Origin of the sequence: Paenibacillus lupini (assembly GCF_011761355.1) — a bacterium.
Lineage (GTDB): Bacteria > Bacillota > Bacilli > Paenibacillales > Paenibacillaceae > Pristimantibacillus > Pristimantibacillus lupini.
The window spans coordinates 1021924-1036692 of the sequence record NZ_JAASRW010000001.1 but is presented as its reverse complement, the minus strand read 5'-3'; the positions used below and the strand labels follow the sequence as shown (position 1 = coordinate 1036692).

12 protein-coding genes, 1 pseudogene and 1 other annotated feature are annotated in these 14769 nt (G+C 45.3%); of the genes and pseudogenes, 2 read left to right on the top strand and 11 right to left on the bottom strand.

Features of this window, described 5'->3' with window-relative positions; all coding sequences use genetic code 11:
- Nucleotides 1-127: 127 nt before the first annotated feature.
- Nucleotides 128-1390 carry an erythromycin esterase family protein gene (locus FHS17_RS05175; protein WP_167275770.1) on the bottom strand — a complete coding sequence of 421 codons (1263 nt, stop codon included), beginning with the start codon at nucleotides 1388-1390 and terminating at the stop codon, nucleotides 128-130.
- A 111-nt stretch (nucleotides 1391-1501) separates the two neighbouring features.
- Nucleotides 1502-2572 carry a spore photoproduct lyase gene (gene splB / locus FHS17_RS05170; protein WP_208420212.1) on the bottom strand — a complete coding sequence of 357 codons (1071 nt, stop codon included), beginning with the start codon at nucleotides 2570-2572 and terminating at the stop codon, nucleotides 1502-1504.
- 109 nt (nucleotides 2573-2681) lie between these two features.
- Between splB and FHS17_RS05165 the strand changes: the two genes are divergently transcribed.
- The gene (locus tag FHS17_RS05165) at nucleotides 2682-2897 is read left to right on the top strand and encodes a hypothetical protein (protein WP_167275766.1); all 216 of its coding nucleotides are present in this window, start codon (nucleotides 2682-2684) and stop codon (nucleotides 2895-2897) included.
- A gap of 140 nt (nucleotides 2898-3037) precedes the next feature.
- On the opposite strand, the gene FHS17_RS05160 is transcribed toward FHS17_RS05165, so the two are convergent.
- Both FHS17_RS05160 and FHS17_RS05155 read right to left on the bottom strand, forming a co-directional pair.
- A complete protein-coding gene (locus FHS17_RS05160) occupies nucleotides 3038-4954 on the bottom strand; it encodes a pentapeptide repeat-containing protein (protein ID WP_167275761.1) in 1917 nt (638 codons plus the stop codon).
- Nucleotides 4954-8025: an NHL repeat-containing protein gene (locus FHS17_RS05155; protein ID WP_167275756.1), complete on the bottom strand. Its 3072-nt coding sequence runs from the start codon at nucleotides 8023-8025 to the stop codon at nucleotides 4954-4956. The genes FHS17_RS05160 and FHS17_RS05155 overlap by 1 nt, the downstream gene beginning before the upstream one ends.
- Before the next feature lie 269 nt (nucleotides 8026-8294).
- Between FHS17_RS05155 and FHS17_RS05150 the strand changes: the two genes are divergently transcribed.
- A complete protein-coding gene (locus FHS17_RS05150) occupies nucleotides 8295-8561 on the top strand; it encodes a hypothetical protein (protein WP_167275751.1) in 267 nt (88 codons plus the stop codon).
- An 82-nt stretch (nucleotides 8562-8643) separates the two neighbouring features.
- Here the strand turns inward: FHS17_RS05150 and FHS17_RS05145 are convergent, their stop codons facing one another.
- From FHS17_RS05145 to FHS17_RS05115, 7 genes and pseudogenes are all read right to left on the bottom strand, one after another.
- Nucleotides 8644-9855 carry a winged helix-turn-helix domain-containing protein gene (locus FHS17_RS05145; RefSeq protein WP_167275748.1) on the bottom strand — a complete coding sequence of 404 codons (1212 nt, stop codon included), beginning with the start codon at nucleotides 9853-9855 and terminating at the stop codon, nucleotides 8644-8646.
- Nucleotides 9856-9882: 27 nt separating this feature from the next.
- Nucleotides 9883-10641 (bottom strand): cyclase family protein, encoded by a 759-nt coding sequence (locus FHS17_RS05140; protein ID WP_167276460.1) that lies wholly within the window; start codon nucleotides 10639-10641, stop codon nucleotides 9883-9885.
- A gap of 157 nt (nucleotides 10642-10798) precedes the next feature.
- Nucleotides 10799-11335 (bottom strand): hypothetical protein, encoded by a 537-nt coding sequence (locus tag FHS17_RS05135; protein WP_167275744.1) that lies wholly within the window; start codon nucleotides 11333-11335, stop codon nucleotides 10799-10801.
- A 78-nt stretch (nucleotides 11336-11413) separates the two neighbouring features.
- The gene (locus FHS17_RS05130; RefSeq protein ID WP_167275740.1) at nucleotides 11414-11851 is read right to left on the bottom strand and encodes a DUF6376 family protein; all 438 of its coding nucleotides are present in this window, start codon (nucleotides 11849-11851) and stop codon (nucleotides 11414-11416) included.
- Nucleotides 11852-11938: 87 nt separating this feature from the next.
- A pseudogene (locus FHS17_RS05125) lies at nucleotides 11939-12853 on the bottom strand (methionine--tRNA ligase); the annotation flags it as partial.
- Nucleotides 12854-12977: 124 nt separating this feature from the next.
- Nucleotides 12978-13239: a binding site (T-box leader), on the bottom strand.
- Nucleotides 13240-13309: 70 nt separating this feature from the next.
- Entirely contained in the window at nucleotides 13310-13696 is a 387-nt protein-coding gene (locus tag FHS17_RS05120) for a GNAT family N-acetyltransferase (protein ID WP_167276455.1), read from the bottom strand.
- Nucleotides 13697-13759: 63 nt separating this feature from the next.
- On the bottom strand, nucleotides 13760-14689 hold the full coding sequence (locus FHS17_RS05115; protein WP_167275735.1) for an aminoglycoside phosphotransferase family protein: 930 nt from the start codon (nucleotides 14687-14689) through the stop codon (nucleotides 13760-13762).
- Between the last annotated feature and the right edge of the window lie 80 nt (nucleotides 14690-14769).

The following is a 14769-nucleotide window of genomic DNA, read 5'->3' as shown; positions in this document are numbered from 1 at the left end:
CCCCTCCTTGTTCCCTCATTCAAGAACATGATTTGTTTATCCTTTCCAGATTCAGGTTAGTTATGCTTCAATTCGTTAATGTATAAACACCAAAAAAGGACATTCCTGTTATGGAATGTCCCATTACTCAAACGTGCAAAACCTCCTGTTTCAAAGGAGACAAAGCATGCGATTCGTCAATATGAATAAATGCATCGTACCTATGCGCCATGACAGAAGGAACATAGTTGCCTCGCTCATGCCGGGGATTGTATACCACGCCAATTGCTCTATGTCCAATGGGTTCCATGAAGAGGGGTTCTTTTTGGTCAAACAGAAGCATTTTATCAAAGGCACCTGCCCGGTGCATAAGATCCTCCCAGCTGTCCGGCTGGGCTTCCGGGGCTTTCATGGTCTTGATTTCCCCACCCCACCGATTGGACGCTGTAACGGTTCCTCGATGTGAACCGAAACCGATCGCATATACGCGTTCTTGTCCGTACTTCTCCCGGACCAGTTGGCCTACGTTTATCATCCCATCTTCGAGCATGTCCGTTGCCCGCGCATCGCCAATATGTGTATTATGCTCCCATACGATGACCTTGGCACCCTTGCCGTGAAAAGTTTTAATCCTTTCCAACGCTTCAACCATATGATGGTCCCGAACGTTCCATGATTCGGGACCTCCACGCACCATCGACCGGTAGTAGTTTTCGGCATTGACCGCTACCAGCGCATTCATCTCATCGCTGAGCAGTGCTTCGTCCCGGTAATCGCTTCGCTGTCTTTTGGCTTGAAGCTCTCCCAGCAGCTTCATAACCTCTTCTTCGCAGCCTTCGGATAGAAAAGCGGCGGAGACCCCGTAATTTTGCGGCTCGCGGTTATAAGAATCAAAACAGGTAAAAGCTTTACGTGCTGTTTCAAGTTCGGGAGAACCTGTCTTTTCCAAATGCTTTATTATTTCATCAATGGATTCCCATAAGCTGTACACATCGATGCCGTAAAAACCGACCTTTTCCTTTATGGTTCCAATCTTATTATATTCATAAAGCCACTCAGTAAACTGCAAAATCTCTTCATTTGCCCACATCCAGGTCGGCCAGCGGTTATAATCTCGAAGCGCCTCCCTGGCGTTTGGGGCAGCACCGGCATATTGTTTCACATATCGATTTAATGTATAGCAAGATGGCCAGTCCCCTTCCACCGCGATAAAGGAGAACCCTTTCTCAGCGATCAACCTCTTGGATAATTCCGCTCTCCATGTATAGAACTCAGACGTTCCGTGAGATGCTTCACCCAGCAATACAAAATCTGCATCCCCGATTGTTTGAACTAATTTATCAAGATCGCCCGCACTTTCCAGTGGGATCATGGATTCTTTTATTTTTTCCACTACTTTCTCGCTATTCATTCTTATTTTTGCTCCTATCCATTGATATCGTACGACGAGTTGCCATGGTTCGTAAAAATAAAGAAGCCCCCATAAGCGACTTCGGTTATTTTGAACTACTTGTGAACCAAATCAAGTAAAATATTCGATTTTAGCTTCTGGAAAATGCTCATTGATCTGTTTGTATAAAAATTGTTTAAGTGCGGTAGCCTGATCATCCGGATATACGTATTTACCTTGGCCCCAACGTCCCCACTTGTATTTACGCTTCTCTTCTTCCATCTCCAGCTTGGATTTTGGATATCGTTGCTGAATAATATTTTTAGCCGTTTTCGTAAAACGGTGCTGAATTAATTCAAAGGTTAAATCGGATCTTGCTTCAGGTGGAAGTGCTTTTCTTAATTGACTGATAAGCTCGGCATAACCATCTTCCCAGCCTTCATGCCAAATAATAGGGGCAATAATAAATCCAAGAGGATAACCAGCATGAGCAACCTTGCCGGCTGCGGTAATTCGTTCGTAAAAGTTCGAAGTTCCCGGCTCGAAATGCTTAATGACATAGTCTGCATTGACACTGAAACGAAAACGAGTGTGTTTATTATGCTTCGCATCAAGCAGCGGCTCAACATGGTGATATTTCGTGACAAAACGAAGCCGGCCAAGCGGCTGCTGTCCCATAAACTCGATATATTCCTTCAGCGAACCGGAGATATGCTCGAGACCTACTGGATCAGAAGTACACGCCGCTTCGAATCGGGTAATCTCCGGGGCGCGTTCCTGGATATACTTTTCGGCTTGCTCTAGAATATCTCCAGTATTAACGTAGACACGGATATAAGGCTTTGCTCCAAGAGTAGTCTGAAGATAACAATAATGGCAATGGCCCATACATCCTGTAGCTATAGGAATGGCATATTCAGCAGAAGGCTTTGACTGGTCGAATTTCAAGGTTTTCCGAATGCCAACGACAAGAGTTCTTTTGGCTATTCTATACTTCTCAAGATCACTCTCTCCCGGTAAATTGGTTATTCGGTTATGAGAGGTCGTCATACGTATCGGAAGTCCTTGCTCTACAGCCCATTCATGTATTCTTTGGCCTTTCGGATAGTTTAGCGCATCCGGTTCAAAATATACGAGTTCCGGTACAAATACCTTAGTATCACGTGCTGGTGGAGTTAACACTAACCCTGATGAATTTGACAAAGCGAATCCCCCTCAAAGATCACTTCACAATCATCCTTAGGGTGGACTAATCATTTATTTTCATTCAAAAGGAAGTACCACAGCTGCCTGACCTGAGGAGGATTTAATAATGACTCACGTAGCAGTAACGGTTAAGAATCACTGGGCTCCGATTGTAATTTATTTTTCACTGGATTGGGATGGCGGAGGACATAAAGAAACGAATCGTTTTTTAGAAAACAGTTCAGGAGAATTGTCCGTAGGTGTACCGGAAGGATCTAAAGTTACCGTAACCATCTACAAGCTTATTGTTGGTTGGGAAGGAATCCTACTCGGATACTTATAATGCTAATGAGGTCCCTTCTTGCTTTAAAGTATCGGGAACTGGCGAAGTAAGCATCTGTTAGGAAAAGGTTTAATACGGGGATAAAAACAGGCAAGTTGGGATAAGTTCATCCTAATTTGCCTGTTCTTTTTTATAGTTATTTACTGCTCATCACTGGAAAAGGCTGTTGTCATCAGCTTCAAATGGCAAGGCCCTCTTGAGCCATCCGGACATGTTGTGCCGGTAGTTGTGTTTCCTAGCACTGTAGCGGAATACGACAGTATTACAGGTATAGGAACCCCGTAGTAATCCTTGTACACTTGATTAAATTCGCCCTGCCCGGTCGATACTTGCGCTGACCGCATATCAAGCCCATCCATATTGGCGCCGGTACAGTCTGCTCCACGCAAATCCGCTTCGTAGAAGCTGGCATCAGGGTTAGGGGGCTGTGTAGCGGGAATCAATTGCGCTTGCTTGAAGCTTGCTCCGACCAATATAGCATTGCTAAAATCACTGCCAGCTAGTTGCGCGTTGTCGAATTCAGCTTGAATCAATATGGCTTTATTGAATTTTGCAAGATTCATCGTTGCACTCTTTGCGCTCGCAATACCATCTGGATCCAGAGCAGCATAGGTCATAAACAGCGAGCCCGAGAAGTCTACCCCATCGCAGAAAGAACCAGTCAGATTCGTGTTGATGAGGAAAGCATCATCTACAACCGCCGCTTCATGCTTAACTGGGTCTCCTGGAGACGAGGCATTCTCTGAAATCAGGTAGGCACTGTCCAAATTAGCCATCGATAGATTAGCGCCAGTTAATTTGGCCCCTTTCAGCCGTGCATGGGTGAGCTGTGCCTTCTCCAAGTTGGCATTCTGAAGCTGAATCTCATACATTCGGCTTCCATTGAAAGAAGCGCTGTGTAGATCTTTTTTGCTGAAATCTAATCCATCCGGCAGCAGCGCATAGTTTGCATTCAAATCAGCTAAGGTTTCTGGAATACCTGTGATGTTGGCTTCGGACAGATCCAGGTAAGACCAGTCGTTGCCGAGAAGCTTGTAAGGTACGACTGCCTGGATAAATGTGGTGCGATCCTTCTCGGTTCTGGTGAAATCAGGCGGGTACTGGAAAGAAACTTGCGATAGATCACAATGGTCAAATCGGGTATTATGCATAATCGCGCCGTCCAGCTTCGTGTTCACTAGGGATGCGCCGGTGAAGTCCGCCCCCGATAAGTCCGCACCGCTCAGGTTAGCTCCGTCAAGCATCGCTCCGGTCAGGTTCGCATATGTCAGATTAGACTTCGACAGATCGACCCCCTTCAGGATGGCTTTAGACAGATTGGCGTAGGATAGCTGGGAAGGTGAAGGCAATATCTTTGTTAAATCCGTTCCACTGAAATCGGCATGTGTGAAATTCGCACCGTTCAAGCACAGGCCGTCGAAATTAGCGAGCTGTAGATTGGCATTGACGAATTGCGCATTATGAAAGGATTGTACTTTGGTGAAGTTTGCTCTGCTGAAATTAGCATTAGTAAGATCTGCATTATCCAGGTTCAATCCGGATAAATCTGCACCGGACAGATCCAAATCTCGCGCAGAGTTCGTAATGATCAAGATAGGCAAGAGACTTCCCCCTACCTTGAATAGTGAACCGTCTTCCTTCAATGTTAAAGTGCCATCCCCAAAGGAAAATTCGCGGGGGTACCAGCCGTCCTTGTCGGAATGCAAATACTTCCCTGCATTTTTTCCGCCTGTACATTGAAAGGATACCTGTCCATGGCCTCGATTAATAAGCCGGAACTTTTGTTCATCACCGATATGGTCGGACGTAAAATTATGATCGTTATTATACCAGAGCATCATCACGTCTTCGTAGTGACTGTTCCAATACCAATTCGCAAACGGGTCTTGAATAGCGATCTGGCCGCCGCCCAAGTTATAAATATTAAATTCAGAAGTCTTTCCACCACTACCTATACCTACGATAGCAAATCCACCTGCATAGTAATATTCTTCATAAAAGGATTCTACATATCCAAGCGTGTCTGTGTTGAATGTCCACTTTGTTATAGGATTCATTAGATTTCATCCTTTCTTGGCGTGCTTGGCGTCCATTCGCTGACGGAAGGCTCTGTACAGCCTGTTGGAGAGCTGATTTGTTGGAAGTTCAAGGTATATAGATTCCGCCAGAGGTCAACGGCCATCGACGCAGCGACCAATCCCCTCTGTGTAACCAAATGGCTTCCGGCAGGTGTGTAAATATCCAGATAGTACTGATCTGCCTCATAACCGTTCCCGTATTGACTAAGTACATAGATGTGGCCTTGAATTTCTACGCTCATAGAGAGGTACTTCACATCCTGAGCAGCATCGTGGTTCACCAAGCTAATCCAATACGGATATGCAGGATCGGCGGCAAAAGCAGCTACTGGATGACCACCTCGGCTGAATGCCTGGATTCGCTGGTTGCCTTTCTCCAACACGTACACCGTTTGGTTAGGAGCTATCGCCACGAGCTCCGGCTGCAGCAGCAGTCCCTCCCTCGTGCCTGGCCCAAGCGTGATCATCGCCCATGGTGCTTGGTCGTCCGATTGTCCGCTAGAAGGAATTTGAAGAACCTGCATGACGGGATACGCGGGATTGACAGCAACAACATATCCATTGGAATGATAGGCCATGGATGCAGGGAGCAAATTGAATCGTCCCCAGCTCTCTCCTGCCGAAAGGTCGAATTCTCGATCCGGACTGTTCTGCGGAACCGAGGAGTCATTGATCGGCTTGATCTGTCGGAGGTGATATCCGCTCTCTGAATCTCCTGTTGGATCCAAGTAAAAATACTCGGCAGCTCCGCTTTCCGCTCCTAACTGTGGATAAGCGAGCAGCGGAGCTTTATTGAAGCCTTTTGGCGTATTCATTACGCCTGCATTAGGATTTGGACCATATGCAATATTCTTGAAAGCATACAGCTGCAGATTGTCCCCGTTGTCTCCATCAACTGGCGGAATATTCATACCTGATGCTTGCCAAGCATAGCCTAGCAGCCCCATATTAGAATTCAGCGTCAATCCCGCTAGATTCTCCAGCACATGTCCGCTCCCCCCTGTTCCGAGGTTTTCAGCTGTTTCTGATGGAGGCGCAGCTGTCTGTTGCCATGAATATTGGCCATCCTGCTGGACCAGCAGCTGGTTATGCTGGTAGGTCGTCTGTTCATTGAGTGGATACAGCATCTGCTTTACGTTCACGGAGACGACCAATTGGTCTTTGCCTGGCGTAAGCAGATTATCTATTAAGTCAGATTTTCCTCCGCCAACAAGCCATCCTTCCTTGGAATATACAGCAGCTAGGAAAGTTACTTTTCCGCCGACTGGGACGTTCTTTAGCTCGAATGATATACTTGCTGCCTTCGGATCTGGAATAACACCTCTGTATGTACGGGTTGTATTGTCGCTATATTGCGCTGTGACGATATAATAGGCTGCGGTAGCAGCGAATTCCGGCTGCTGCCCGTCATCTGCTTCGGCAATGAGAGATATCGATGCATCCATTGTAACGGTGAGTTCAAAATCAACCACACGGGGAGAAGCGATAACCTCGCCAACGGTTTGAGCCAATTGAGCGACAGTTCCCTCCAGTGCCAACGCCTTTAGTCCCCAACCTACAACTGGAATCGCTTCTTCGACCTCCTCAGCCGACAATATCGCAGCGAGCTCTGCTGCAAATTCTGAACCAGTGAGAACCGTGGAGACAATCCTGTCCGCAAGCGAGGCAATCATGTTTTTCACATCGTTGCCTGTATTACTTGAGTCGTTGATGATATCCTTGACTACCGTATAGATGGAATAGACGGTTGGAGCGATAAACTTCACTTTTTTGAAGAGCGTATCGAACATCTTGCTGCTCTCAGTACCTACCGTCATGATCAAGGATACGGTTGGGATGACCAATTCCATCAGGGAAGTTGCTCCGATTCCAATCCACGCCGCACTTGGATCCGCATCGGAATGTGAATTGCCGTTACCGAGGCTTCCAATGGATAAACGAAGCTTGCCAATCGGGTCAGCGGATGGCAATTGGAACGAGAACAACGAAGAAGATTCCGTCACAGGTATACCAAGGAAGGTTCCCTCCGGGCTGACGTTACCGATGAACTTGAGCGACTTGGTACCAAGAAGAAGCTGCTCCGCCTCACCAAGTGCATCCATCCATTCCTTTACTTCGAGAAGATTTTCTCCCCTTAGCAGAGCAAGCAAAGCATCGCTATTCATCTCAATGGGAGTAATACCATCCCCCTTATAGAATGTCGCGTAGACTGACATATGCCGGATGAATGAATTAGTCACCTTCAGATCAAGCTCGAACGAATTGGTCAGCTTCTCAACCGCTACTGAAATGCCGTATTGCGGTCCGCCATCCTTCAAATTGTAGTGATATCCGCTCTGACTTGCAGCTAAGGCTGATGGATTTTCCTGATTTTCCGTAATGTGGCTGATTCCTGCCTGTACATTCCAACGGATCCCACGCAAGCTAGGATCACTATAAATCTTGCTCTTGATACTAGCTGAAGCACCTGCAGATAGATTCAACAAGTACGGGTGAAGCTCATAGGTGTAGAACGGCTTTCCTGCCTTGTCCATAACTGGCTGGCCCTTATCGTCCGTTATGATCGTTGCTGTATTCCAGGTGTCCTTCAATTGCTCGAGCATCATAACCATTTGGCGGAGCTCGTCGGTATCATCCATATGATTTAACACGGTGTCTGAGTGGTCAGGCGTTAGGACCGTTATGCTTGGATTAAGAAATAGGATGGCTTTGACTGTATCGGCCGCAGAGAATACTTTCCCGATTGTAGATGTGGAGATGGCTGCTGCCTTCAACGTTGGGATACCTTGATTGTCTGGTGGACCGTAGACGCGAATGAATTGAACCTTGGAAGTGTCGTGGGGGACGGAGACACCATAATGAGTGGGAGGCAGGACTTCGGACTCGTACTCAAAACCATTGGCGCTTAATGAATCGAAATTATGTCTTACAAGTGGATACGATACGCCTCCTGCTCTTAGAATGAGTGGTTCATCTTGTCCCGTGTCACCCAGAAATCGGAGATCATAATGTACATTAAGATTTCTGACTGTCGGTTGGCTAAGTAACATAAATTACCCCTTTCATAATCAAAAAGTATGGTAACATTATCCAGTTACCAACATGCATAGTATAGTCAATGCCATGAATATATGAAATAAGTCTCTAGACCTACCAAAATAACCTCCATTTTCCGTTAAGTTTCTTTCCGGAGGAGCTCTTTATTTAAATCAGGCTGTCTGTTATCTTGCAGCCTCTAGGCAGCAGAACAATCCAACCTATTAATCTTGCATATCCTTAAGAGAATCCATTTCATATTAGGACAAGGAAGTGTTCGATTATGGCTGCTAGGTTGGAACGAAATTACACGGTACATGATATGCGGGACGAGATCCTCTACTTTGATAAATGCTGGAGAAGGTCTTTCTCAGGATCTAAAGCTATCTACACAGCCACTTCCCATCATTCCGTCATTACCCTGAAAAACACCACTGCAAGCGGAAAGACTTTTCCAGTCGTTATCCAAACGTACCCAAAAGGCAGCAAAGTAATCGTAATTGGTGTTGCGGTTCATCTTCCGCCCCACCGTACTAAAAGACTTGTATAATGCAAAAAGGCTGCAGATCCATAATCTGCAGCCTTTTCTTTGCATCGCCTTGCCTTAGCCCATTCACAACGCCTATACAGAACTAAGTATATTGAACATGATCCGCACCATTAGCTTTTGCAAACAATTGTATGGCCTTCTTCACGTTTTTGCGCAGCTGTGCTGTAACGTGAGCTTCAGGTTCAAACTGCAGCAGTTCCACCTTAAGCGAATTTTCTTTCCGGTTCAGGCGCGGGTCCATTCTGCCGATCAGTCTGTCTCCAGCTAGAATAGGCATCGCATAGTAGCCGTATTTTCTTTTATCCGCAGGCGTGTAGATCTCCCAACGGTATTCAAAATGAAATAAATCCTCAAGCCGTTTACGGCTCCAAAGCATATTATCTAAAGGTGGTAAAAAAGTAATCTGCTCAGCCTCCGCATCTAAATAGCTGTTATCCTTATCAGCAGCTTCCTTATGGTGTGCCAGTACCCGTTCCACATCTGAAGACAATACATAATAAGGATGCTTAAGGTCTTCTACCGCCACCTCCGTGATGATGCCGCATTGAATGAATTGCTTGATCGCTACACGGCGCTCAGCAGCACTCAGCTTCAACCAGCCAAAACGAGCGTCAGATGGCTCGAATACGCGGTAAGCACGGAAATATTTAAGCAGCATTAACCGCTCGGCTTCCTCCATATCCAAATCTTCAGCTGTCTGGAGCAGCTCTTCTGGAACGCTGCGACTTACCAGATCAAATAGCCTCTGATTGCCTTCCCTTCCGACAATACGAATGTGAGCTGCATCAGTCAATAGGTTTATCGCATGGGAGGTCGCTTTTGTTTTTGCTTTTGCATTTGTATTTTCCCAATAACCATGTACCCGCATTTCCGATTCAAAAGCTCTGGCAGGCAACGGCCCTTCATCCTGAAGCTTGTCCATTACCTGCTCCGGTACAGGCTGCAAAGCTTCTAACGCGGATAACGTATGCTCACGAATTCGTGTCCGGGTAGGCTGAAATATAGGATAATGCTCCATTGGGATCATACATGCTGCATTAGCAAAGTACTCGAACACTTTATGCTCACTGAGCAATTCATTCAAAAGACCGGGCTCATAGCTAGCAATTCGGGCAGATAACACCAAATGCTGATTGGCTCGAACGGCAGCGACCGGATCGATTTGCACGCATTCCAGTTGTCGTATAACGTCCAGAACCTGCTCTCTACTGGTCGTTTCGTTGAGCCGTGGTTGCAACAGCAGTTGTTTTTCTAATAGAAAACGTCTGAGACCTTGTTTTGTTGTATGAATCAAAGATCGTTTCCTCCCATTTTGTCAGTCTCAATCCTCCACGATTGCGACCGGACGTGCCCAGCCTGCACTCGCCTTCTCCACTTTAATTGGGAAGCAGGATACCTTGAACCCAAACGGTTTAGGAATCTGATCCAAATTGGCCAGCTTCTCGATCTGGCAATATTCCCGGTCCTTACCGACATAATGCGCTGCCCATAGGACGCCTTCCTTAGGCTGCTTTTTGTACGCTTCAGCTTGCAGGTTAAGCGGGATATCCCAGCCCCAGCCGTCAGTACCAACTACCTTGATGCCTTGATCCAGCAACCACAACGTTGCTTCAGCTGATACACCGGCATGAAGGAATGCATAGTGTTCATTATACAAGCGCTTGTCCGCATCACTGCGAATGAGAACAATATCAAAAGGTTTCAATGTGTAGTTTATTCGTTGTAACTCGGCTTTCAGATCGTCCGTCGTAATCTCGTATCCTGGCGGTTTGGTGCTGAAATCAAGCACTACACCATCAGAATAAAACCATTCGAGAGGCATTTCGTCAATCGTTCTTGCTTGCTTCCCTTCCGATGTTGGCCAATAGTGCCATGGTGCGTCGATATGAGTACCGGCATGTGTATTAAGGGTCACGGTTTCTGTTGCCCATGCTTTGCTTTCTGGAAAATCCTCCTGCTTAAGTCCGAGGATCGTCGCGGCTTGCAGTGCCCCTGCTTCATGGCTCGAATATTCAATCTTCGCAGGTAGTGGCTCTTGAATACGTGGACTAATAGGTACGCTTAAGTCGATCAGCTTCATCATCTTTTTCTCCCTTGTCTCCCGAATTTCAAGCCCATTATACCATATTGCTTCAATTTCGAGATCATATGATGGACAACGGAACTGCAATCATTCGTTCTGTCTACACACAAAAAAAGCCGCGATATACGCGACCTTAATTCATCGTTATATCAGATCAGCTTTTCTCGTCTGCATCCCATCGATGTCTGTACTTCGTGAGATTGGGGTGAGCGTCTGGCGGCGGTACAGTTATGATTAGACGAAGCCTTCCGATCCACTCCTCAAAGGAATTAAACGAGGCAAATGCGTTTGCCGTTTCTGGCGATACATATAGGAACAGTGGCTGCGGATAGACATCCATCAAATGACGGATAGCTGCTTCAATAGGTGTGTACTTCTTCCGCTTACCCTCCCAATTCTCTACTGTTATCGTGCCATCTTCTCCACTTTCCCGACGCCAATCAAACAAACGATCTTCTCGCATGTAGTAAGGCTCAATCGGACGTTTCCACATTCGTCTTGCCGTTTCCTCATGCAAGGGATATAGAACAAGCTTCGCGAACGACCGTGCTTTTGCCAATGCCGCTGCATGTGTCAGCTGTTGCTCCGTTACATCCTGGAACGTATCGTAATACACCAGCGTTCCTTTCCCTGAATGGGAGTCCTTTTCCTCAACATAACCAAACGGCACTTTACGGACGCCTCGATCCATAATATCCCTCCAAGCCTTTATTGCCTCCTAGTATACCCTAAAGAAGTCGTTATCTCTACAACGCCTATCGTGCAGCAATTACAATCCTAGATTTTCGATTCGGTTCTGAAAGCTGATTATATTGTTTATGGTTGTTATAATTTGTGAATTCTGAAGTTGATCCAGTGCGAGATGACCATTAGCCAGCGCTTGATTAATCTCTTGTAACAATTCTTTGTTCTTATCAACCAATTGTTGATGCAGATCTTTCGCAATCGAAGGGGCGTCGATCAAATTAAATTGTTCGATTTCAGTTTTTAACGACATTAATTGATCTTCAAGCTTTTGCTTGGTTTCAGGATTCGTGGCAGCATCTTGAATCATTTGTGGTGCTTGTTCTGCAAAATTAGTGAGTGTATTTATATGTTCTGTAGCTTGATCTACATATTGTAAGGAGTTGTTTGCTTCTTGTAAGAAAGAACACGCACTTAACATCATTGTCGAAAGCACCAATAATAGTATCATCAATCGTCTCATACAAGTATCTCTTCCTTCCTGTTCGTTTGAATACCCTTTACGTATTGCAAGAAAAAGGGTTTCATTAACACACCATGTAGTAAAGCTTCATCTTTGCTGCTTCTGTTTCTCTAATAAACTTGTTTCTTCTTCAATTCGACTTATGTCTATACGCTCGAACAGGATCTTTAAGTTGTGAACTTTACGGTTAGCCGGAACGACAATCAACTTCCACTCCGGTTGTTCAATGGTTAGAAACTTTCTAATTTCTTCACAGGAGAAAGGAATAAACGGGTTTAATAATTGGGACAAATTCGCGATAATTTGCACGCACGTATGCAAGGTATACCCACATGCCGCCTTGCTCTCTTTGATTTGTACCCATGGTTTTTGTTCATCAAAAAATTTATTTGCTCCACGAACAAATGCGAAAATGAGCTCAATCGCTTCTTTGAGACGACCTGCTTCTATTAAGGCCCCAGTCTTTAGATACCATTCCTCTATTGTTCTCTTCCATTCCTCACTAAGATTCCCCTCTGGCACCAATCCCTCAAATGATTTGTCAATGAAGGACAATGTACGATTAACAAAGTTCCCAAATGCGCCAAGCAATTCGCCATTATGGCTATGGATGAACTCCCTCCATGAAAAGTCAGTATCCCGGTTCTCAGGACCATTTGCTATTAGAAAATAACGAATAGAATCTGGCTGATAGCGGCTTAGAATGTCCGGTACCCATACAGCCCAGTTGTGACTTGTCGAAAACTTTTTCCCTTCTAAGGTCATATACTCACAGGAAATGATTCGATCAGGCAAGTGCAAATTCCCTGCTCCCAAGAGCAGTGCAGGCCATACGACGGTATGAAAAGGGATATTATCTTTCCCATGTACATAATAAGCTGTTGTTTTGTCTTTATCCGTAAGCCAGAAAGGCTCCCAACTGCCTCCTGTCTCTGCAGCCCACTGCTTGCTTGCCGATAAATATCCGCTGACTGCCTCGATCCATACGTAGATCTTTTTATCCGGCAGCAAGCTTGCCAAACGTCCCAAATGCAATGAACCATTCGCGTAAGGCCATGCACCGCCAATAAAAATATTTTCCATCGTCAAGCCTCCTTTTTTGGACAAACAAAAAAGCCCTCATCCCCGAAGGGACGAGAGCTATGCTCACGTGTTACCACCCAATTTTATTAATGCCTTACGGCATTAACCTCTTCAGGTACGACGCTATCGCGTTTATACCCTAGCACAGTAACGGGTGCGGGTTCCGGCGCAGCCTACATCCACAAAGTGGGTTCGATGCGCAGCTCAGAGACCATGTTCCCACGATTATTCTTTACCCCTTTTCAGCAACCGGGGCTCTCTGTAAAAGACCTTATCATGGTACTCTTTCTCGTCATAGCTATTGTTCAGAATATTCGATTAAATGGAATTTTACTGGATATGATTTTCTAAGTCAAGGGTCAAATAACTCCTCTATTACTGAGATACCCATTCATAATGAATATCAGGTAAATTTTCTTCATTTTCATGTCCTCTGGCAATGACTTTAAATCCATGCTTTTCATAAAATCGCTGCGCAACATGATTAACTTCAAAGGTATATAAGCGTAATTTGCCATTAGAGTTTTCTTTGGCTTTATTAAGTAACGTTTCGCCTATGCCGATTCCTTGATAATCTACATGAATATATAGCTGGCTTATTTCACTCTTATTGAATGCAATAATTCCAATAACTTGATTATCCATCAATACTAATTCGACTTGAAACTGTGTAGGCAATATATGATTTATAAAGTAAATGTGATCCTCAACAGGACGGACTTCTTTCTGCCCAAGTGCTTTTTCCTTACTAGCGCGCCACATTGTCACGGTTTGCTCAGCATACTTGGGGTTGTAAGGAGTTATTATATAGTTCACTGATCTCCCTCATTTCACATTCAAGTTCAATAAAAAATCCCGTGTGACTTGATACGCATCGGTCCATCCCATTTTCGCGTAGAACCGTAGTCCATCAAGTCCCTTGAAATAATAAGCGCCGGTTAAGCGCTCCTTGAAGTTAGGAATTACGATATTGGCTTTCTCTTGATTGTCTTGATATGCCTTAATGATCTCATTCCAGGGCATATGTCGATCAAGAATGGCGAGGTCAACGAGGTAATCGCCGTATATGCAATTGCCGTCTATGATACCAGTAATACGTTTGCCATCCGATAAAATGTTCCATTGGTGAAAATCCCCGTGTACAAAGTTCCTATGCGGTTCGTTATATGGAATGTATGCCGTTAAACGATTATAGATCTCTTGAAAAACGTCCTTTTCCAAGCAAGATGTTCGAAAGAGTTCATGCCAGTTCTCCCAGAACGTTCCCGTCTGATCCTCCGCATTAAAAGCAACTACAAAGTCCTTCCAAGATGTATATACTCCGTTGCCGTCTGGCTCGATCCATCCGTACCCTTTTGTTGCCCCAACATTCACCTCTGCCATTCTGGTCATTATACTGATAAGTTCCGGTATCTGATGGTTTTGTTCATCAACCGAGCATTCAGCGAGGTTGTGCCCATCCATCCGCTCCATGATTGCGTATGCTAATTGGTCGATTTTCCCCAGTGCCAAACATTTAGGAAAAGGTATGCCTTCGCTAGACAACAAATTAGAGACATATCGTTCTGTCTCATACGCACCTTCCAGGTCACTGAACTTCACGACATAGCCTTTGCCATCAAGGGTGAAGGAAAACACATTGGACAAGTTCCCGCCTGCCAGCGGTGTAATCTCGGCTGCACCAGGTCCAAGATGCTTCTGTAACACGTTCTCAATTTCACTCATTGCCAAACTTGGTTTCATATAAGCCGTCATCGTCCTAGCCCCCTTCTCCAAATGATGCGGTATTATCTCACTCATTATTATCAAAAGTATAGCATTATTGATTTGTAGAA

Excerpts from the sequence above, each read along its gene's own strand:
- FHS17_RS05175 (WP_167275770.1), bottom strand. The coding sequence starts at position 1,390 with ATGAATAGCGAGAAAGTAGTGGAAAAAATAAAAGAATCCATGATCCCA.
- FHS17_RS05165 (WP_167275766.1), top strand. The coding sequence starts at position 2,682 with ATGACTCACGTAGCAGTAACGGTTAAGAATCACTGGGCTCCGATTGTA.
- FHS17_RS05160 (WP_167275761.1), bottom strand. The coding sequence starts at position 4,954 with ATGAATCCTATAACAAAGTGGACATTCAACACAGACACGCTTGGATAT.
- FHS17_RS05155 (WP_167275756.1), bottom strand. The coding sequence starts at position 8,025 with ATGTTACTTAGCCAACCGACAGTCAGAAATCTTAATGTACATTATGAT.
- FHS17_RS05150 (WP_167275751.1), top strand. The coding sequence starts at position 8,295 with ATGGCTGCTAGGTTGGAACGAAATTACACGGTACATGATATGCGGGAC.
- FHS17_RS05140 (WP_167276460.1), bottom strand. The coding sequence starts at position 10,641 with ATGAAGCTGATCGACTTAAGCGTACCTATTAGTCCACGTATTCAAGAG.
- FHS17_RS05135 (WP_167275744.1), bottom strand. The coding sequence starts at position 11,335 with ATGGATCGAGGCGTCCGTAAAGTGCCGTTTGGTTATGTTGAGGAAAAG.
- FHS17_RS05130 (WP_167275740.1), bottom strand. The coding sequence starts at position 11,851 with ATGAGACGATTGATGATACTATTATTGGTGCTTTCGACAATGATGTTA.
- FHS17_RS05120 (WP_167276455.1), bottom strand. The coding sequence starts at position 13,696 with ATGTGGCGCGCTAGTAAGGAAAAAGCACTTGGGCAGAAAGAAGTCCGT.
- FHS17_RS05115 (WP_167275735.1), bottom strand. The coding sequence starts at position 14,689 with ATGACGGCTTATATGAAACCAAGTTTGGCAATGAGTGAAATTGAGAAC.